Annotated in this window: 18 protein-coding genes; 11 read left to right on the top strand and 7 right to left on the bottom strand. The window is 63.6% G+C overall.

What is annotated here, in order from left to right:
* Nucleotides 1-11 precede the first annotated feature (11 nt).
* Together CIT25_RS11220 and CIT25_RS11215 are read left to right on the top strand one after the other, a co-directional pair.
* On the top strand, nucleotides 12-695 hold the full coding sequence (locus tag CIT25_RS11220; protein ID WP_095484586.1) for an HAD family hydrolase: 684 nt from the start codon (nucleotides 12-14) through the stop codon (nucleotides 693-695).
* Nucleotides 692-2278: an FGGY-family carbohydrate kinase gene (locus CIT25_RS11215; RefSeq protein ID WP_095484585.1), complete on the top strand. Its 1587-nt coding sequence runs from the start codon at nucleotides 692-694 to the stop codon at nucleotides 2276-2278. The genes CIT25_RS11220 and CIT25_RS11215 overlap by 4 nt, the downstream gene beginning before the upstream one ends.
* 20 nt (nucleotides 2279-2298) lie before the next feature.
* On the opposite strand, the gene CIT25_RS11210 is transcribed toward CIT25_RS11215, so the two are convergent.
* Nucleotides 2299-2877: a histidine phosphatase family protein gene (locus CIT25_RS11210; protein WP_095484584.1), complete on the bottom strand. Its 579-nt coding sequence runs from the start codon at nucleotides 2875-2877 to the stop codon at nucleotides 2299-2301.
* A 289-nt stretch (nucleotides 2878-3166) separates the two neighbouring features.
* Between CIT25_RS11210 and CIT25_RS11205 the strand changes: the two genes are divergently transcribed.
* Nucleotides 3167-4570 (top strand): MATE family efflux transporter, encoded by a 1404-nt coding sequence (locus CIT25_RS11205; protein ID WP_095484583.1) that lies wholly within the window; start codon nucleotides 3167-3169, stop codon nucleotides 4568-4570.
* A 40-nt stretch (nucleotides 4571-4610) separates the two neighbouring features.
* On the opposite strand, the gene CIT25_RS11200 is transcribed toward CIT25_RS11205, so the two are convergent.
* From CIT25_RS11200 to speB, 5 genes are all read right to left on the bottom strand, one after another.
* Nucleotides 4611-4976, bottom strand: coding sequence for a hypothetical protein (locus CIT25_RS11200; RefSeq protein WP_095485083.1), 366 nt, complete (start codon nucleotides 4974-4976; stop codon nucleotides 4611-4613).
* Nucleotides 4977-5103: 127 nt separating this feature from the next.
* Entirely contained in the window at nucleotides 5104-5751 is a 648-nt protein-coding gene (locus CIT25_RS11195; RefSeq protein WP_095484582.1) for an amino acid ABC transporter permease, read from the bottom strand.
* On the bottom strand, nucleotides 5748-6416 hold the full coding sequence (locus CIT25_RS11190; protein ID WP_095484581.1) for an amino acid ABC transporter permease: 669 nt from the start codon (nucleotides 6414-6416) through the stop codon (nucleotides 5748-5750). The genes CIT25_RS11195 and CIT25_RS11190 overlap by 4 nt, the downstream gene beginning before the upstream one ends.
* A 20-nt stretch (nucleotides 6417-6436) precedes the next feature.
* Nucleotides 6437-7240 (bottom strand): transporter substrate-binding domain-containing protein, encoded by an 804-nt coding sequence (locus CIT25_RS11185; RefSeq protein ID WP_095484580.1) that lies wholly within the window; start codon nucleotides 7238-7240, stop codon nucleotides 6437-6439.
* Between the two features lie 88 nt (nucleotides 7241-7328).
* Nucleotides 7329-8390 carry an agmatinase gene (gene speB, locus CIT25_RS11180; protein ID WP_095485082.1) on the bottom strand — a complete coding sequence of 354 codons (1062 nt, stop codon included), beginning with the start codon at nucleotides 8388-8390 and terminating at the stop codon, nucleotides 7329-7331.
* A gap of 235 nt (nucleotides 8391-8625) precedes the next feature.
* Here speB and gcvA point away from each other — a divergent pair, with 235 nt between their 5' ends.
* From gcvA to CIT25_RS11135, 8 genes are all read left to right on the top strand, one after another.
* Nucleotides 8626-9600, top strand: coding sequence for a transcriptional regulator GcvA (gene gcvA, locus CIT25_RS11175; RefSeq protein WP_095484579.1), 975 nt, complete (start codon nucleotides 8626-8628; stop codon nucleotides 9598-9600).
* Between the two features lie 136 nt (nucleotides 9601-9736).
* Nucleotides 9737-11041, top strand: a complete 1305-nt coding sequence (pncB, locus tag CIT25_RS11170) for a nicotinate phosphoribosyltransferase (RefSeq protein ID WP_095484578.1) — start codon at nucleotides 9737-9739, stop codon at nucleotides 11039-11041.
* Between the two features lie 170 nt (nucleotides 11042-11211).
* Nucleotides 11212-12660 carry a hypothetical protein gene (locus tag CIT25_RS11165; RefSeq protein ID WP_095484577.1) on the top strand — a complete coding sequence of 483 codons (1449 nt, stop codon included), beginning with the start codon at nucleotides 11212-11214 and terminating at the stop codon, nucleotides 12658-12660.
* Between the two features lie 167 nt (nucleotides 12661-12827).
* A complete protein-coding gene (locus CIT25_RS11160) occupies nucleotides 12828-14132 on the top strand; it encodes an ABC transporter substrate-binding protein (protein WP_095484576.1) in 1305 nt (434 codons plus the stop codon).
* A gap of 221 nt (nucleotides 14133-14353) precedes the next feature.
* Nucleotides 14354-15235: a branched-chain amino acid ABC transporter permease gene (locus CIT25_RS11150; protein ID WP_095484575.1), complete on the top strand. Its 882-nt coding sequence runs from the start codon at nucleotides 14354-14356 to the stop codon at nucleotides 15233-15235.
* Nucleotides 15232-16194: a branched-chain amino acid ABC transporter permease gene (locus tag CIT25_RS11145; RefSeq protein WP_095484574.1), complete on the top strand. Its 963-nt coding sequence runs from the start codon at nucleotides 15232-15234 to the stop codon at nucleotides 16192-16194. The genes CIT25_RS11150 and CIT25_RS11145 overlap by 4 nt, the downstream gene beginning before the upstream one ends.
* The gene (locus CIT25_RS11140) at nucleotides 16191-16916 is read left to right on the top strand and encodes an ABC transporter ATP-binding protein (protein ID WP_095485081.1); all 726 of its coding nucleotides are present in this window, start codon (nucleotides 16191-16193) and stop codon (nucleotides 16914-16916) included. The genes CIT25_RS11145 and CIT25_RS11140 overlap by 4 nt, the downstream gene beginning before the upstream one ends.
* Entirely contained in the window at nucleotides 16913-17632 is a 720-nt protein-coding gene (locus tag CIT25_RS11135; protein WP_095484573.1) for an ABC transporter ATP-binding protein, read from the top strand. Before CIT25_RS11140 ends, CIT25_RS11135 begins: the two co-directional genes overlap by 4 nt.
* Here the strand turns inward: CIT25_RS11135 and CIT25_RS11130 are convergent, their stop codons facing one another.
* Nucleotides 17633-19063, bottom strand: a complete 1431-nt coding sequence (locus tag CIT25_RS11130; protein WP_095484572.1) for a sodium:proton antiporter — start codon at nucleotides 19061-19063, stop codon at nucleotides 17633-17635. It lies immediately after the preceding gene.
* Nucleotides 19064-19079 lie beyond the last annotated feature (16 nt).

The raw sequence follows: 19079 nt of genomic DNA, 5'->3' as shown, positions 1-19079 counted from the left end.
AAGGCCCTGCAATGACGCCTGATCTGGTCATCTTCGACTGCGACGGCGTGCTGGTCGACAGCGAGACGCTGTCCGTCGCGGCGCTGCTTGGCATGATCACGCTCGCAGGCGGTGATGTCAGCGAGGAGCTCGCCTATGAGCATTTTCTCGGCAAGAGCATGAAAAGCGTTCGCGAAATTCTTCTTAGCGACTTCGGGATTGATATCACCGACCAGCATCTGACCGGGATGCGTGTCGAGCTGATGCGCAAGTTTCGCGAGGAGCTGAAACCGATCCCCGGCATCGGGCAGGTTCTGGCGAGGCTCGGGCTGCCATGCTGCGTCGCCTCCTCCGGCACGCTGGACCGCATCCGTTATGCGCTCGACGTCACCGGGCTGCTCGAGCTCTTGGAGCCGCATCTGTTCAGCGCCGCCATGGTCGCGCGGGGCAAGCCGGCGCCGGACCTTTTTCTCCACGCAGCCGCCAAAATGGGAGCAATCCCGCAAAATTGTCTGGTCATCGAGGACAGCCCCGCCGGCATCGAGGCGGCACGGGCGGCAGGCATGCGCGTCCTTGCCTTCACCGGCGGCTCACATACTGGCAACCCGGCACTGAAAGCGCGGCTTGCGTCGAGTGAGCCGGACTTTATATTCGCTGACATGCTGCAATTGCCTGATCTGATTGCAGGCCTGGGAGCGAGAGCAGGAACACCTTGACGAAAAGTTTCGTTTGCGCGGTCGATGTCGGCACCGGGAGCGCCCGCGCGGGCATTCTCGACACCGGAGGCACCTTGCTCGGTCGCGCCGAGCACCCGATCGTCATGAACCGGCCGAAGGCGGATCACGCCGAACATGATTCGCAAGATATCTGGTCGGCGGTCTGCGTTGCGGTGCGCGCCGCCCGCGAAAAGGCCGGCGTGGCGCCGGAGAATATCGTTGGCATCTCCTTCGATGCCACCTGCTCGCTCGTGGTGCGGGGCAGGGATGGTGGCCAGCTCAGCGTGTCGGTGTCGGGCGAAAGGCGCTGGGACACCGTCGTCTGGCTCGATCACCGCGCCATTGCCGAGGCGGATGAATGCACCGAAAGCGGCCATGCCGTGCTCGACTATATTGGCGGCGTCATGTCGCCGGAAATGGCGACGCCGAAGCTGATGTGGCTGAAGCGCAACCTGCCCGGAACATGGAATGAAGCCGGCTATTTATTCGACCTCACCGACTTTCTCACCTGGAAGGCGACCGGCTCGCTTGCCCGTTCGCAGTGCACGCTGACCGCCAAGTGGACCTATCTGGCGCATGAGGAAACCGGCTGGCGGCGCAGCTTCTTCGAAGCCGTCGGCCTTGGCGACCTTTTCGAGCATGGCAATCTGCCTGACAAGGCCAGCCCGGTCGGCACCGATATCGGCCGGCTGAGCGCGGAAGCTGCAGCTGAGCTTGGCTTGACCGAAAAATGCCGGGTCGGCGCCGGCGTCATTGATGCCTATGCCGGCGCGCTTGGCGTCCTCGGCGGCTTTGCCGGCGACGAAGCCAATATCGGCCGCCATCTGGCGCTGATCGCCGGCACGTCGAGCTGCGTCATGGCGATGTCGCCCGATCCGCAACCCTTTGCCGGCGTCTGGGGTCCTTACTATGGGGCGGGCCTTCCCAAGCTTTGGCTGTCGGAAGGCGGTCAATCGGCCACCGGCGCGCTGCTCGACCATATCATCCGCTGGCATGGCGCCGGCGGTGAGCCGGACGCCGCCATGCACGCCAGGATCGCCCGGCGTGTCGCCGAGTTGCGCGCCGTCGAGGGGCAGAACCTTGCGGCAAGGCTGCATGTGCTGCCGGATTTCCACGGCAACCGCTCGCCACTCGCCGATCCGCATGCGGTCGGCGTCATCAGCGGACTGACGCTGGATTCCTCATTCGACAGCCTGTGCAAGCTCTATTGGCGCACCGCCGTCGGCATCGCGCTCGGCGTGCGCCATGTGCTGGAGGCACTGAACGAGAACGGCTATCTGATCGACACGCTGCATGTCACCGGCGGGCACACCAAGAACCCGCTGCTGATGGAGCTTTACGCCGACGCCACCGGCTGCACGGTGGTCGAGCCGCTCGCCGACGAGGCGGTGCTGCTCGGCACCGGCATGGTCGCGGCCACCGCCGCCGGGCTTTTCCCCGATCTGAACGCCGCTTGCGTCGCCATGCAGCAGGGCGGCAGGAAGCGGGCGTCGAATCCGGCTGCCGCCGGCCGGTTCGATCGCGACTACCGCGTGTTTTTGGAGATGCATCGGCAGAGGCAGGCGCTGGACGCGATCAGATAGAACAGCGTGCAATGCGTCTGCTATCTCTGGTTCCAGCGCCGGACAATCGGTTCGCCGAGGTCGTGCTCGTAGCCGAGCACGCTTATGCTGGCGGTATCCAGGACGAAGAGGGCGCCATCTTGCGGCGGCAGGCCGAGCCAGCGCGCGGCCAGCACCCGCAGGAAATGAGCGCTTGAGAAAACCAGGACATTGCCGCCGACCTCGCGCAGTTGGTTGACGATCCGGTCCGCCCTCGCGCCGACATCCTGCGCCGCTTCGCCGCTTGGGCAGCCGTCGCGAAAGAGACGCCAGCCTGGACGCTCGATGAGGATCTGCTTGGTGGTCAGGCCCTCGTAAGCGCCGTAATCCCATTCCGCCAGATCGGCCAGCTTCACGCAGGCCGAGCCGAAGCCGGCCAGCGTGCAAGTCTTGAAGGCGCGCTGAGACGGGCTCGACCAGACAGCCTGGAACGAAAGGCCCTGCAACCGCTCAGCGATCCGCCCGGCCGCCTCCTCGCCGGCAGGCGTCAACGGTATGTCGGTCAGGCCGGTGTGCTTTCCGGAGGCGCTCCATTCCGTCTCGCCATGCCGAACCAGATAGATTTCGAGAAACGCGCTCATCCGCATGCCTTTCGATGAAATCTGTACGCCGCCTGCCGGTGTCGGATTGGCCACAACGCAAACTATAGTGGCTTCCATGCTTTCTCCAATAGGCGCGCCAATAGGCATGATTGAGACCTCTGCGACTTTGCTGGCTTAACCCTTCCCCGCGTCAGCCTCTTGCCATAGCTGCCCATTTCGTAGACAAGCCATGCGGTTAATGCGGAATCCGGGCCGATCACGGCCATTTTCCGCGCTGAGACGTGGCTTCCGGCTTTAGCCGACGCGCCGCAATCGGATAGGCGAAAAAATGTCTGCGATCGAAGCCGGCGCTCGCGCGCCGGAAAACCTTTGGCGTCAGGAAATCAGGGCGACGCTGGCGCTCGCCTGGCCGATGGTGCTCACCAATCTCGGCCAGACCGCGATGACTGCCACCGACGTCATGATGATGGGACGGCTGGGTCCGGACACGCTGGCCAGCGGCGCCCTCGGCGCCAACCTCTATTTCATGCCGCTGATCTTCGGGCTCGGCCTGATGCTGGCGACCTCGCCAATGATCGCCACCGAGCTCGGCCGCCGTCGTCATTCGGTGCGCGACCTACGCCGCACCGTGCGCCAGGGCCTGTGGCTGGCGATCCTCATCTGCATTCCGATCTGGATCTTTCTCTGGCACGGCGAGGCCGTGTTGCTGGCCATGGGCCAGGAGCCGGCGCTCGCGCATCAGGCCGGCATCTACCTGCGCTGGCTCGAATGGGCGGTGCTGCCCTTCTACGGGTACATCGTCCTGCGCTCGTTCATCTCGGCGCTGGAGCGGCCGGGCTGGGCGCTGGTCATCGTCTTCGTTGCCGTCGCCTGCAACGCCCTCTTCAACTGGGTGTTCATGTTCGGCAATCTCGGCATTCCTTCGATGGGTATTGCCGGCTCCGGCCTCGCCACCACGCTGTCGAGCATGCTGATGTTCGTCGGCATGGCGGCGGTGGTGATGCTTGAGCCGAAGTTTCGCCGCTACCGTCTGTTCGGGCGCTTCTGGCGGGCCGACTGGCCGCGCTTCAAGGGCCTGCTGCGGCTCGGCCTGCCGATCGCCGGCCTCCTGGCGTTCGAGGTGACGATCTTCAATGCTGCGGCGCTTCTCATGGGCCTGATCGATGCGGACTCGCTCGCGGCGCATGCCATTGCCATCCAGATCGCATCGATCTCCTTCATGGTGCCGCTTGGCCTGAACCAGGCGGCGACGGTGCGCGTCGGGCTGGCCCATGGCGCCAGCGATGCGGAAGGTGTCTCCCGCGCCGGCTGGACCGCCTTTGTCATCGGCGTCTCCTTCATGGCGCTGATGGGATTGGCGATGATCCTGTGGCCGCAATTGCTGATCAGCGCTTTCATCGACCTCGGTAACCCGGCCAATGCCAGGGTGATCGGGCTTGCCGTGTCGTTCCTGGCCTTTGCCGCGCTGTTCCAGATTTTCGACGGAGCGCAGGCCGTGGCCGCCGGCATGCTGCGCGGCCTGCACGACACCACGGTGCCGATGATCTATGCCGCGATCGGCTATTGGGGCATCGGCCTGCCGCTCGGCGTGCTGCTGGCCTTCCATTCCGGGCTCAACGGCGTCGGCATCTGGATCGGCCTGTCGTTGGGATTGGCGGTGGTGGCGGCGCTGCTTTTGGCGCGCTGGCTGCGGCGGGACAGGATCGCGCCGCCGATCTCCTTTGGGCATTGATGAAAGCGGCACCGTCACGAAGGAGCGCGGGTCGTGACGTCTATGGGTATTTCGTCTGATTTGCACTCGCGGCCTGGGGGCTTAAATCGCGTTGCAACTCCGTTGGCAGTGGAAGACTTGAGCACCGCAGGTGCACCTCGCGGGCGAACAATTTTCGTTGCTTCTGCTGGTGCTCCTTGATGGCTGCTGCGAGCCCTAATCCGTACGGGCCAAGAAAGACGCCGGTCCCCCAACCCGGCTGCTTTTTTTCGCGAGCGTCGTAGTCCGAGGCCTCCATGCGGGCTTGCTGGCATCCCGGCGACGCCCATTTCTGGTCTTGCTTCGAAAGCGACGCTCCATAGTCGACCGGAGAGATCGCGCATCCGGCCACCGTCGCTGCCAACGCGACGAACATTGCAATTCTCATCCCCAAGCCCTTCCTAAAGTATGTGGAGAGTACACAGAACTCTTCTTCCAACAAGGAGATAGCTCCGAAGAGGTGACCGGAAACACGGTTAAGGAGGCATCCGAGCGCTAGTCGCAGAACCGGCGTCCTAGTTTTTAGTTGCCCGTCGTTCAAGCGAACGTGCGTATTGCGTCAGCGGGAAGCACATGATGAAGAAGATCAAAGCGACCAGCCCATACACGGTGAACGGCTCGAAGGTCGCATTGTTGATGGCGTTGGATGTCCTGACCAGTTCCTCGAAACCGATGATTGAGGTCAGCGCGGTCGACTTGATCAACTGCACCAGGAAACCGACGGTCGGCGCGCGGGTGATAGAAAACGCCTGCGGCAGGATGATCAGCCTGAGTTCCTGCAGATAATGAAGGCCGAGGCTGGCGCCCGCATCCCACTGGCCGCGCGGCAGCGCATCGACGCCGCCGCGCCAGATTTCGGCGAGATAGGCGCTGGCGAAGAAGGTGAGACCAAATGCGGCGGCGGTCCACGGTTCGATACGCAAGCCCAGCATCGGCAGGCCAAAGAACATCAGGAAGAGCTGCATGAGCAGCGGCGTTCCCTGGAAAAGCGCGATGTAGCCCGAAGCCATTCGCCGGCTCCACTTGTTCTTGGCGATGCGGAAGAACAGCACGACCATGCCGACCACGCCGCCGCCGACGAAGGCCGCCAATGACAGAAGCACCGTCCAGCGGGCGGCGAGCAGAAGGTTGCGGACGATATCCCAGAAGGTGAATTCGATCATGACACGCCGGCTCCCAGAGCGCGGCGGCCGCCGCTGACCAGCAGCCGGCGCAGCCCCATCGACAGGACGAGATAGACCATTGTCACCACGAAATAGGTCTCGAAAGCGCGGAAGGTGCGCGCCTGCAGCATGTCGGCCTCGTAGGTCAGCTCACGCACCGCGATCTGCGACACGACGGCGGACTCCAGCATCATGATGACGATCTGGCTGGTCAACGCCGGAAAGATCACCTTGAGCGCCTGCGGCAGCACGATCTTGACGAAGACCTGGCGCGGCCGGAGGCCAAGCGCCAGGGCCGCTTCCGTCTGCCCACGCGGCACGGCGTCGAGCCCGGCGCCGACGATCTCGATCGTGTAGGCCGCCATATTAAGCGTCATCGCCAGCATGGCGGCCAGCACCGGATCGAGCCTTATGCCGATGCTGGGCAGCCCAAAGAAGATGAAGAACAGCTGCACCAGGAACGGCGTGTTCCTGATAATTTCGACATAGACGCCGATCGCCCGCTTGAGCAGCAGGGGGCCGTTTCGCCGCCCCGCCGCGCCGAGGATGCTGAGGAGCGTTCCCGCGAGCGTGGTCACGGCGATCAAGAGGATCGTCGTGGCCGCCCCTCGCGCGATCGCGCCTGTCGCATCGGCAAGCCAGCCGAAGTCGAGGCTGTAGCCCATGATAGGTCCTGACCTAGGAATCAATCCTTGAGGTTGTCGGGATTGAGCGGCGTCTTGAGCCAGGCCTTCGAGCTTTCGTCCAGCTTGCCGTCGGCCAGCATCTTGGCGATCGCGTCGTTGACGGCCTGCTTCAGGCGGTCCTCGTTCTTGTTGAGGCCGATATGCGAGGGTGAGGTGAGGAGCTGGAACTTCTGCTCCGGCTTCAGCGCCTCTTGGCGGGCGAGCACCTGAGCGCCGACGTCGTTGCCGACGACCATCAGCTGGGTCTGGCCCGAGATGAAGGCCTGGATGACGGAATTATAGTTGTCGAAACGGCGGATATCGGCCGAGGCGGGTGCTGCCTCGGTAAGCGACGTATCTTCCAGCGTGCCGCGGTTGACGGCGATCGACTTGTCGGCGAGGTCGTCCTTGCCTTCGACCTTGAGCGCGGCCGGGCCAATCACGGCGATATAATAGGGTGCATAGGCGGCGGCGAAATCGATCACCTGCTCACGCTCCTTGGAGTAGCCGACGCTCATCAGGATATCGACGCGCTTGTCGGTAAGATACGGGATGCGGTTCTGGCCGGTCACGCTGACCAAATTGAGCTTGACCTTGAGCTGGTCGGCGATGAACTGCGCCACGTCGATGTCATAGCCTTTGATGCTCATATCGGCACTGGCCGAGGAGAAGGGCGGAAAGTCGGAGAAAATGCCGACATTGATGGCGCCGGCCTTGGTGATGTCATCGACCGCGTCGGCATTGGCGGCTTGGGTGGCGAGACCAAAACCGGCGAGCATCAGCGCGGCGGCGATGGATGATTTGATCTTCATTTGAAATGTCATTGTCGTTCCCCTGCTGGAAGCTTGTTTTGTTTGAATGCGGCCGCCGGCTCCAGCGCGGCGGTCGCCTTGGATTGGTGTCGGGCTCCCCTCAGGCTCCCTTGCCTGTTATCGCCGGGCTGAAGACCATCAGGCTGAGGATTTCGAACAGCACCTGCACGCCGGCATGTGCCGTGTTGGTGGTCGCGTCATATTGCGGCGCCACCTCTACGACGTCGCCGCCGACAATGTTGAGGCCCTTCAGGCCGCGCAGCAGTTCAAGCACTTCCCGCGTCGTCAGCCCGCCGACTTCCGGCGTGCCGGTGCCCGGCGCGAAGGCCGGATCGACGCTGTCGATGTCGAAGGACACATAGGTCGGCCCGTCGCCGACGATTTTTCGCGCCTTCTCGATGATGGCGGGGACGCCGAGGCCGGTCACCTCTTCGGCATGCACGACGGTCATGCCGGATTCGTAGGTGAACTCCCATAGATATTCGGCCGAGCCGCGGATGCCGATCTGGATAGTGCGGGTCGGGTCGAGCACGCCCTCCAGCACCGCGTTGCGGAACGGCCCGCCATGATGGAACTTGGTCATGTCGAACAGGCCGCTGGTGTCGCAATGGGCGTCGATGTGGATCATGCCGACCGGCGCCTTTTTGCCGACGGCCTTCAGGATCGGATGGCTGATCGAATGATCGCCGCCGACCGAAAGCGGAATGACGCCGGCGTCGACGATCTGGTTGGTGCGGCGCTCGATGTCGTCATGGCTGGTTTCTAGCCGGTAGCGGCTCTGGAACGGCACGTCACCGATGTCGGCCACCTTCAGCTCATGCGTCGGGGCGCATTCCAGCACATGATTGTAGGGCCCGATGCGCTCGATGGCGCGCAGCGCCCTTGGCCCGAAGCGGGCGCCCGGCCGGTTGGTGACGCCGAGGTCCATCGGCACGCCGATCATCGCCACCTGCAGATCGCCGAAATCCGGATTGTCGGCGGCAATTTGCCGGTAGGGCGCGGCGAGGAAGGTCGGGATGCCGGAATAGGGCGCCAGCCGCGTGCCGCTCTTGGAAAAGATTTTGTCGGCGACCTTCCGGAATTTCGGGTCGAACATCTCGCCGCCATGGCTTTCGCCATATTTGCGACGCAACGCTTCGAGCTTGCCGCTGTTATAACCCATGTCGGTCCTCCATGGCTGGCGCAGTGCGGCCATCAATGACGGTCGCCATCCCGCCGGCTGCCTGCGCATTTCAGGTCTTGATACTGTTCCCGGGCAAAGTGTCTTGTAGCCGCATTGAAAAATCAATTGATATTGTTAGGGTCTTCGCTGTGAGGAAATCTCACATCAATGTTGAGCACGACCTTGTCCGAAAACCGGGTCCCACTTCTCGGGATCGTGCTCCAGCGGGAATCTGATGGCCAAGCGTCTGCCACCTTTGAATCCATTGCGGGCCTTCGAGGCGACGGCGCGTCACGCCTCGCTGACCAAGGCGGCAGCTGAGTTGAACGTCACCCATGGCGCCATCAGCCATCAGATCAAGGCGCTCGAACAATCGCTTGGCGTCAAGCTGTTCGAGCGCGCCGGTCAGCGGGTGAAGCTGACGCCGCACGGCGCCGAATTGCTGCCGGCAGTGTCGACCGCCTTCGACGGCATCGCTGCCGCCACGCAGCGCATGACCAGGCCGGCGAGCACCGGCGCCTTGTCGGTGTCTTGTGTGCCGGCGCTGCTGCTGCTGTGGATGATCCCGCGGCTCGGCAGCTTCACCTCGCAATACCCTGATATCAGGCTGACGCTGATCCCATCCAATGACGCCAAGGACATCCGCGCGCCGCATATCGACATCTGCGTGCACTATGGCGACGGCAGCTGGACCGATTGCTGGATGCGCAAATGGTCGGGCCTCGAGCTGTTCCCGGTGGTCAGTCCGACGCTGATCAACAACCGTCCGATCCGCACCGTGCGCGATCTCGCCGATCATGTCTTCCTGCATGGCGACGACGGCCGTGAATGGCACACCTGGCTGGCCGCCGCCGACGCGCTGGACCTGGAGCGCGGCCGCCGCCATCATCTCGGCGACGCGCGCATGGCGAGCGAGGCTGCGGTTCATGGTCATGGCGTGGCGCTTGGCGATACAGTGACGGCAAGCGGGCTGCTCGCCAGGGGGCTGCTTGTCGCGCCGTTCAGCCTGTCGGTGCCGGCGGTCGACGATTTCTACGTCGTCTGTCGCAACGAGATGAGGTCGGCGCCGATCGTGCAGCTGTTCATCGACTGGCTGTTTGCCGAAAAGGAGCAGGCTGACGGCCGCGCCGATGCGCCGGTGGCGGGCCGCATCGGCATCCGCAGGAAGCGCCCGGCGCTGCGAGTGGTCGGCAACAAAACCGCGTCCTGAGGCTGCAATTGCCGAAGCCGCATACATGCCGCCGGCTCTCTTTTTGTCGGGCCAGCCCGCAAAGCGGGAAGCGCATTCAAAAATTCAATGCTAAGAGGCTTCCGCAGGAAGCGAGCAGTGAAGGCGGCATCGAGACATGACTAAGACCGATATAGCGCGGCGCGTCTACAACCACACCTGGAAGCTCGACCCGATCGTCCGCAGCCTGCTCGACACCGATTTCTACAAGCTGCTGATGCTGCAGATGATCTGGGGCATGTATCCCAAGGTCGATGCCACCTTCTCACTGATCAACCGCACCACCTCGGTCCGCCTTGCTGACGAGATCGACGAGGCGGAACTGCGTGATCAGCTCGACCATGCCCGCACCTTGCGCTTCTCCAAGAAGGAGATGATCTGGCTTGGCGGCAACACCTTCTATGGCCGCAAGCAGATATTCGAGCCGGAGTTCCTCGCCTGGCTCGAAGATTTCCAACTGCCGGAATACGAGCTTTCCAAGCGCGATGGCCAGTACGAATTGAGCTTCAGCGGTCCGTGGATGTACACGACGCTGTGGGAGATCCCGGCGCTCGCAATCATTAATGAGCTTCGTTCACGCGCGGCCATGCGGGCGTTCGGACCTTTTGCGCTCGACGTGCTCTATGCCCGCGCCAAGGCCAAGATGTGGGCCAAGACCGAGCGGCTGAAAGCGCTGCCCGATATCCGCATTTCGGATTTCGGCACACGCCGCCGCCATTCTTTCCTGTGGCAGCGCTGGTGCGTCGAGGCGCTCAAGGAAGGCATCGGCGAGGCTTTCACCGGCACCTCCAACGTGCTGCTCGCCATGGACAACGACCTCGAAGCGCTCGGTACCAACGCGCATGAACTGCCGATGGTGTTCGCCGCGCTCGCCAATTCGGAAAAGGAACTGAAACAGTCGCCCTACAAGGTGCTGCAGGACTGGCAGCGCTATTATGGCGGCAATTTGCTGATCGTGCTGCCGGACACCTTCGGCACCGCGGCGTTCCTGCGTGATGCGCCGGAGTGGATCGCCGACTGGACCGGTTTTCGCCCCGACAGCGCGCCGCCGATCGAAGGCGGCGAAAAGATCCTTTCCTGGTGGCGCGAAAAGGGCAAGGACCCCAGGCAGAAGCTGCTGATCTTCTCCGACGGTCTCGAGGTCGAGACCATCGAGGAAACCTACCGCCATTTCCACGGCAAGGTGCGCATGTCGTTCGGCTGGGGCACCAACCTGACCAATGATTTCGAGGGCTGCGCGCCGACCGACACCAACCGGCTCGACGCCATCTCGCTGGTCTGCAAGGTCACCGAGGCCAATGGCCGCCCGGCGGTCAAGCTCTCCGACAACCCGGCCAAGGCGACCGGCGACGAGAAGGAGATCGAGCGTTACATCAGGATCTTTGGCGAGAAAGACCGCGTGGAGCAGCTGGTCAAGGTGTGAGGGTGAGGGAACTCTTGCACAGTATGAGTTCCTTCGCGCCGCCCTCTGTCCTGCCGGACATCTCCCCCACGAGGGGGGAGATTGGCTGTCATCTACACCTTCGCCAATCTCCAACGTCGCATGGAAGGCGCCGATCGAGCGAACTGCCGATCTCCCCCCAAGTGGGGGAGATGTCCGGCAGGACAGAGGGGGGCGCCGTAAAGCGCCGTCGTCTTTCGCTGGCTCTATTGCTTGCAGCCCTGTGTTTCGTCTCGCCCACCCCCGCCTTCGCCCACGCCTCCGACCGCGGCCACGTCCTGCTCCTCCCCACCGGCTACTACGTCGCCGGTGGTGCGCTCGCGGTCGCCGCCAGCTTCCTCGTTCTGGCGCTGCTGCCGCCGGACTCCATCAACCGCCTCTGGCGGCGGCGCCTGCCGCTTTTCGCATTCGGCGACGGCGCACGGACTATCGTCAGTCTGATATCCTTTGCCGGCTTTGCAATTCTTGTCGCGGCCGGCCTGTTCGGCAGCCGCGATCCGCTCTCCAACCCGTTGCCCCTCACCATCTGGACGCTGCTCTGGGTCGGGCTGGCCTCGCTGCAGGGCCTGTTCGGCAATCTCTGGTCCTGGCTGAACCCCTGGTACGGGCCTTGGCGTGTCATCTCACACCTGTTCGGCAAGCGGCGGACATGGCGCCCGCCCCCTTGGCTCGGCTGCTGGCCGGCCGTCGCGCTGTTCTTCGCCTTCGCCTGGTTCGAGCTGATCGACCCGGCGCCCGACGATCCGGCACGGTTGGCCTGGGCCGCCGGCTTCTATTGGCTGCTGAGCTTTGCCGCCATGCTGGTGTTCGGCTACCGCGACTGGAGCCGGCGAGGCGAGTTCCTGGCCGTCTTCTTCGCCATGATTGCGCGCTTCGCCGTCGTCGAGCGCAATGAAGTCGAGCGCAATGAAGACGGCCGGCTCAGTCTGTGCTGGCCGGGCGCCAAGCTCAGCAATGCCGCGCCGCTGTCGCCCAGTGGCCTCGCTTTCTTGTTGCTTGCGTTGTCGTCGGTCTCCTTCGACGGCCTGTCGAAAACCTTCTTCTGGCTCGGCCTGTTCGGCATCAATCCGCTGGAGTTTCCCGGCCGCACGGCGGTGATCGGCATCGGCACCTTCGGTCTCGTGCTGACGTTCGTCTTGCTTGCAGCCGCATTCATTCTTGCAATTGTCCTCGGCCAGCGCCTGGCCGGAAGCGAGCATTCCCTCAGTCAGGCCGCCGGGCTGCTGGTCTGGTCGATCGTGCCGATCGCGCTTGCCTATCATGTCGCGCATTATCTGACAGCGCTGCTGGTCGATGGCCAATATGCGGTGGCTGCGCTTTCCGACCCGTTTGCGCTGGGCTGGAACCTGTTCGGCACCGCCGATATGCAGATCGAAGCCGGCGTGGTCGCCGGCGCCGGTTCGGCGTGGTGGCTGTGGAATCTCCAGGCCGGCGTCATCATCGCCGGTCACATGCTCGCCGTGCTCGTCGCGCATGGCCTCGCCTGGCGACTGCACCCGGTTCCCGCCCGCGCCACGCTCAGCCAGTTTCCGCTCACCGTGCTGATGATCGCCTATACGGTCTTCGGCCTGTGGTTGCTTGCCACGCCGGCGGCCGGATGAGACAAAAGCCCGGCTCGATGGCGTCGATTAATCCCCAGGGAAAGCCCGCTTGCCACATCAGGGCTTTGGTGATTTAGTTTGTACACATGCAATTTCGGCCCTCTTATTAAGAGTGGTCCACCTCGCTACAGCCATTGGTCAAAACTCAAAAAACAAGGGGAACTGCCGTGACTGACAAGAATGGGTTTTTCGATCTCTCCAAAACCGGTCTCACCCGCCGCACCGCGCTGAAGGGGTTGGCCGCGGGCGCCGGCCTCGCCGTCGCGCCTGGGTTCGTGCGTTACAGCCAGGCGCAGAGTTCGGCGCCGATAAAGATCGGCTTCCAGTCCCACCGCACCGGCATTGGCGCCGCCTATGGCCGCTGGTATGAAAAGACCACCGCCGCTGCGGTCAAGGCGATCAACGAAGCCGGCGGCATCAACGGCCGGCCGGTCGAGGTCATCATCGAGGATGACGGCACCGATCCCGGCCGAGGCGCCGAAGTGGTCGGCAAGTTCGCCACCCAGCACAAGACCGACATCGTCTACGGCACGCTGTTTTCGCATGTCGTCATCGGCTCGGCGCCCGCCGCCGGCGAAGCCAAGATGCCCTATTTTGTCGTCAGCGAAGGCCACCACGTCGCCTCGACCAAGCTCAACCGCTACGTCTTCCAGCCCGGCATCACCGACGTGAAGAGCCAGATCCAGTCGATGGCGCCATGGATCGCGACGAACGCCGGCAAGAAGGTGACACAGATTTTTCCCGATTTCGCCTTCGGCTACGATCATCGCGACTACCTGCCGCCGGCACTGAAGGCGCAAGGCGCCGAGGTCATCGCCCAGATCGCCATCCCGCCGACGGAATCGTCCTTCACCAAATATTTTCCGCAGATCCCGGCCGAGACCGAGGTGATCTACCACGTCATGGTCGGCCCGGCGGTGCTCACCTTCGTCAAGGAACTCGGCGAATTCTACGGCTCCAACCGGCCGCAGCTGTTCGGCTTCATCGATTCGCTCGAGGCCACCGACATCAACAGCCCCGGCCTGGAATTCCTCGACGGCAGCCATTTCTGGGAAGGCTCGCCGCGCTACGCGCAGCCTGACGACTCCGCCGCGCAGAAGGCCTATCGCGCCGCCGTCGGCATCGACGACAATGGCGCTGCCGTCGGTGATCCCAAGGACGTGTCCACCGCCGCCCACATGTTCGGCTGCTGGGAAACGCTCTATGTCGTCAAGAAGGCCATGGAGGATGCCGGCTACAAGGGTCCGGAAGACCGCGCCAAGCTGGTCGAGGCGACCGAAGCCTTGACCGAGTTCGCCGAAGGCCCCGAGCATCCGCAAGGACCGAAGACCTTCAACGGCAAGATCCATCAGTGCTTTGGCATCCAGAACATTTCGAAGGTCGAAGGCGGCCGGCTGAATGTCGTCCACAAGACCAAGATCGAGGACGGCCTCTACGAGCCGGAAGGGGATTACACGACCCAGCCGCTCTAGACACGGCTTTGTCTGTGAGCGTGGGAGCCAAGTCACCCCCCTCTGTCCTGCCGGACATCTCCCCCTCAAGGGGGGAGATTGGCAGTTCGTACGAAGGCGGCTGCCTACCGACTTTGGCGATTGGCGAAACCGATGATGCCAGCCGATCTCCCCCCTTGAGGGGGAGATGGCCGGCAGGACAGAGGGGGGTGCGCCTCGCACCGGCCATGGGCATATAACCGATGCACTTCGGACCCCACCTCCTCCTCGCTGCCCTCGAAGGCCTCGTCACCTCAGCTGTGCTGGCGCTGACGGCGCTTGGCCTGTCGCTGGTGTTCGGCGTCATGCGAGTCGTCAATGTCGCTCATGGCGAGTTCTTCATGCTGGGCGCGGTGCTTGCCTGGGCGATCTCCACGGCGATATCAGGCCATCCGTCACTTGGCTTCCTGGCCGCCCTGGTGCTGGCGCCGCTGATCGTCGGCCTGATCGCCTTGGTCGCCGAACGGCTGGTGCTGCGCCGGCTGAATTACAATCCGGAAGCCACCATCGTCGCCACCATCGGCATGCTCTACATCATCCAGCAACTGGCGCTGACCTTTTATGGTCCGGAGGCACGGCCGGTGGAGCCGCCCTTCAGCTACCGCATCCTTCTGCCGTGGTTCGGCTACTCCGGCTACAAGTTGTCGATCATCGCCGCGTCCGCGCTTCTGCTTGTCGCAACGTGGTTCGTGCTGACGCGCACGAAAATCGGCCTCGTCATGCGCGCCACGCAATATGACAGCGAGACCGCGCAGGCCTTCGGCATCCCGGTCGACCGCGTCTATGCCGGCGTCTTCGCGCTCGGCGCCATGCTGGCGGCGGTGGCCGCGGTGCTGATCGTGCCGATCAGCCAGGCGCATTATCTGATGGGGCAGGATCCGCTGCTGCTGTCCTTCATCGTCGTCATCATCGGCGGGCTCGGCTCGCTGCGCGGCACGGTTGTCGCCGCCGTGCTGATCGGCCTGTCGGACGGCATCATCTCGGTGTTCTTCTCGCCGACGCTGGCCAAGATCATCGCCACGCTGCTGGTTGCCATGGTGCTGGTGTTCCGGCCGCAAGGTCTGTTCGGGACGGCATCGCGATGAAGGAGGTTTCACCGGCAAAAGCCTATGCGTTGCATCTGGGCGTCATCGCCCTGCTGTTCGCCCTAAGCTTCGTCCTGCCGGAATATCATCACGGGCTGCTCGCCCGCATCATGGTGCTGGCGGTCTTCGCCATGGGCTACAACATGCTATTCGGCTATGTCGGGCTGCTCAGCCTCGGCCACGCCATGTTCTTTTCGGCCGGGCTCTATGGCGCAGGCCTTGCCGTCATCCATCTCGGCTGGAGCGTGCCTGCCGCCTTCGCCGCCGGGCTTGCCTGCGGCGCGCTTCTTGCGCTCATCATCGGCGTCCTGGCGCTTCGCACTTCTGGCGTCGCCTTCATGATCGTCACCATGATGTTCGCGCAGGTGTTCTATCTCATAATTCTCTATTTCGCGTCCTGGACCGGCGGTGACCAGGGCCTGGTGGTGCCGCAGTCGGCGCGTGTCCTCGTCTTGGGCAGCACGTCGCTCGGCCTCACCAATCCGACCGTGCGCTACATGAGCGCGCTCGCACTGTTCTCGATCGTGCTGCTGGTGACGCTCGCCGTCGTCCGCTCCAGGTATGGCCGTGTGCTGGTCGCTATCCGCGAGAACGAGGAGCGGACCAAAATGCTCGGCTACGACACGTTTTCCAACAAGCTCGCCGCGGTCGTCGTCTCCGGCACCATCTGTGCGGCCTCGGGCGCCGCCTACGCGCTGCTGTTCGGTTATGTCGGCTCGACTTTCGCCTCGGTGCAATATTCCATCCTGCCCCTGCTCTGGGTGCTGCTCGGCGGTGCTGCCACCACGCTCGGTCCGCTGATCGGCACGCTGTTCATGTACTATGTCGTTGACATCACCAGCGGCTACACCTCAGCCTACCTGCTGATCGTCGGCATCGCCCTCATCCTGCTGGTGTTGTTCTTCCCCAAGGGCATTCTCGGCACCATCCGCCAGCGTTGGCTCGGATGGCTGCCATGATGCCGCTGCTGACGACCAAAGGTCTGTCCCGCAATTTCGGTGGCCTGCGTGCCGTCGATGGCGTCGATTTTGCCCTCATGCCGGGCGAGATCCGCGCCGTCATCGGCCCCAACGGCGCCGGCAAGACCACCTTCGTCAGCCTGGTCAGCGGCCGCATCCAGCCATCGTCGGGCATGATCGTCTTCGACGGCGCCGACATCACCAACCTGCCGGCCTACGCCAGGGTCCGCCTTGGCATCGCCTACACCTTCCAGATTACCAGCGTCTTTGCCAATCTCACCGCCTACGACAACGTCGCGCTGCCGGTGCAGCGCACGCTGACCGATGGCCGCTCGAAAGGCGCCGTCCATGCCGGCGTCATGGCGGCGCTGGAGCGCACCGGCCTTGCCGACCGCGCCCACATGCCGGCCGGGCAATTGTCCTATGGCCATCAGCGCCTGCTCGAAGTGGCGATGGGGCTGGCGCTGAAGCCGCGCCTGCTGATCCTCGACGAGCCGACGCAGGGGCTGGCCGACAGCGAGATCGACAACTTCATCGGGCTGGTGCGCGAGATCGCCAAAAGCGCCACCGTGCTTCTGATCGAACACAACATGCCGGTGGTCATGCAGCTTGCCGACCGTATCACCGTCTTCAACGCCGGCAAGATCCTGGCCGAAGGCACGCCCGAGCAGGTCCGCGCCAATGCCGAGGTGCAGGCTGCCTATTTGGGGACGACCCCATGACTGAAACACGGTCTGAAGCACTGACCATCTCTGGGCTCGACTGCTTCTACGGCGAGGTCCAGGTGCTCTACGGTCTCGACCTCGTGCTGAACAAGGGCGAAGTGCTTTGCCTGTTTGGCCGCAACGGCGCCGGCAAGACGACGACGCTGAAGGCGATCATGGGCCTCGTTCCCTCACGCGCCGGCTCGATCAGGCTCGAAGGCAAGGAATTGACCGGTCTGCCGGCGCACGACGTGCCGAAGGCAGGCGTCGCCTATGTGCCGCAGGGCCGGCGGTTGTTCGCCGAGATGACGGTGGCGGAAAATATCGAGATCGGCCTGATGGCTCGCGGCAAGGGCAAGACGACGCGCGAAAACGTGCTCGACCTTTTCCCGCTGCTGCGCCAGCGGCTCAGGCAGCGCTCCGGCACGCTGTCGGGCGGCGAGCAGCAGATGCTGGCCATGGCGCGGGCACTGTGTCTCGAACCGCAGGTGCTTCTGCTCGACGAGCCGACCGAAGGGTTGATGCCGTCGATGATCGCAAAAATCCGTGAGACGGTGTCGAAGCTGCGCGACCTTGGCGTCTCGACGATCCTGGTCGAGCAGCGGGTCGATGCGGTGCTGTCCGTCGCCGACCGGGTCTCGTTCATCGAGAACGGCCGCAACCGCGAGACCGTCGATGTCGAGGAACTCCGCGCCGATCCGTCGGCGGTCCGCCGCTATGTCGGAGTAGGGTAGTCACCCGAAGAACATAAAGCCGGCAAGCAGAAATATCGGGATCAGCACGGCGCCCGACCATGCCATGTAGCCGAAGAAGCCCGGCATCTTCACGCCGCGATGCCTGGCAATTGCGTAGACCATGAAGTTCGGTGCATTGCCGATATAGGTGTTGGCGCCCATGAACACTGCTCCGGCCGAGATCGCCGCCAGCGTCGAGGCGAACGTGGTCATCAGATGCTGCGGATCGCCGCCGGCGAGCTCGAAGAACACCAGATAGGTCGGCGCATTGTCGAGGAAGGATGACAGCGCTCCGGTCATCCAGAAATACGCAAGGTCGTTGGGCTCGCCCGCGGGCGAGCTGACAAGCGAGACCAGCGGCGCCAGCGCGCCGTCGGGGCCGGCCCTGAGAATGGCGATGACCGGCACGATGCAAATGAAGATGCCGGCAAACAGTTTCGCCACTTCGGCGATCGGCTCCCAGTGGAAGTTGTTCGCCTGCCTGTGGCTCTTGTGCGAGACCGCTAGCGAAAGGAAAGCAAGCGCCAGGATGATGGCGTCGCGCACGAGGTTCTGCAGTTCAAGGCTCACGCCCTGGACGGAGAAAGCCAGGCCTGGCTTCCAGGTCGCGGAAAGCAGGATCGCGCCGATCACCCCGGCCAGCAGCGGGATGTTGGCCAGGCCTCGGATGCGCACCTTCGCATCCGGTGTCGGATCCTTGATCTTCGGCGCGCCGGCCTCGCGGCGGTGCAGGACCATGTCCATGGCCAGGAAGACGGCCAGCACCAGGCCGCCGACGAACAGTGTCTCCTGATAGAGATTGGTGGTGGTCCAGAAGAAATCGACGCCGCGCAGGAAGCCGACGAACAGCGGCGGGTCGCCGAGCGGCGTCAGCGAGCCGCCGATGTTGGACACCAGGAAAATGAAGAAGATGACGACATGGGCGTTGAACGGCCGATTGTCGTTGGCGCGCAGGATCGGCCGGATCAGGATCATCGAGGCGCCGGTCGTCCCGATGACCGAGGCGAGCATCGCCCCGATCAGCAGCAGTCCGGCATTCACCAGCGGCGTGCCATGGATGTTGCCGGCGACGAGGATGCCGCCCGAAATGGTGAACAGCGCAAACAGAAGAATGATGAACGACATATATTCGGTGAGCAGCGCATGCAGTACCGCTTCCGTGGCCGAAGGCATGCCGAACGCAACCGCCAGCGGCACGACCACAAGCGCCGCCCAGAAGAGGGTGATCTTGCCGTAGTGGTGCTCCCAGACATGGTGGAAGAGCAATGGCCCGGTGGCGATCGACAGAAGCAGGCCGGCAAAGGGAAGCGCCCACCACAGCGACATTGTTTCGCCTGGCAACTCGTGGGCCTCGGCTGCGAGCGCTATGTCCGGAAGCAGGGTTGCGACTGCCACCACAGCGCCCGCCGTCAAAGCCGCCGCAAACCGCATAAGGCCCCCTCTGGAA

Source organism: Mesorhizobium mediterraneum, from assembly GCF_002284565.1.
Lineage (GTDB): Bacteria > Pseudomonadota > Alphaproteobacteria > Rhizobiales > Rhizobiaceae > Mesorhizobium > Mesorhizobium mediterraneum.
This window is presented reverse-complemented; position numbering and strand designations above follow the sequence as displayed.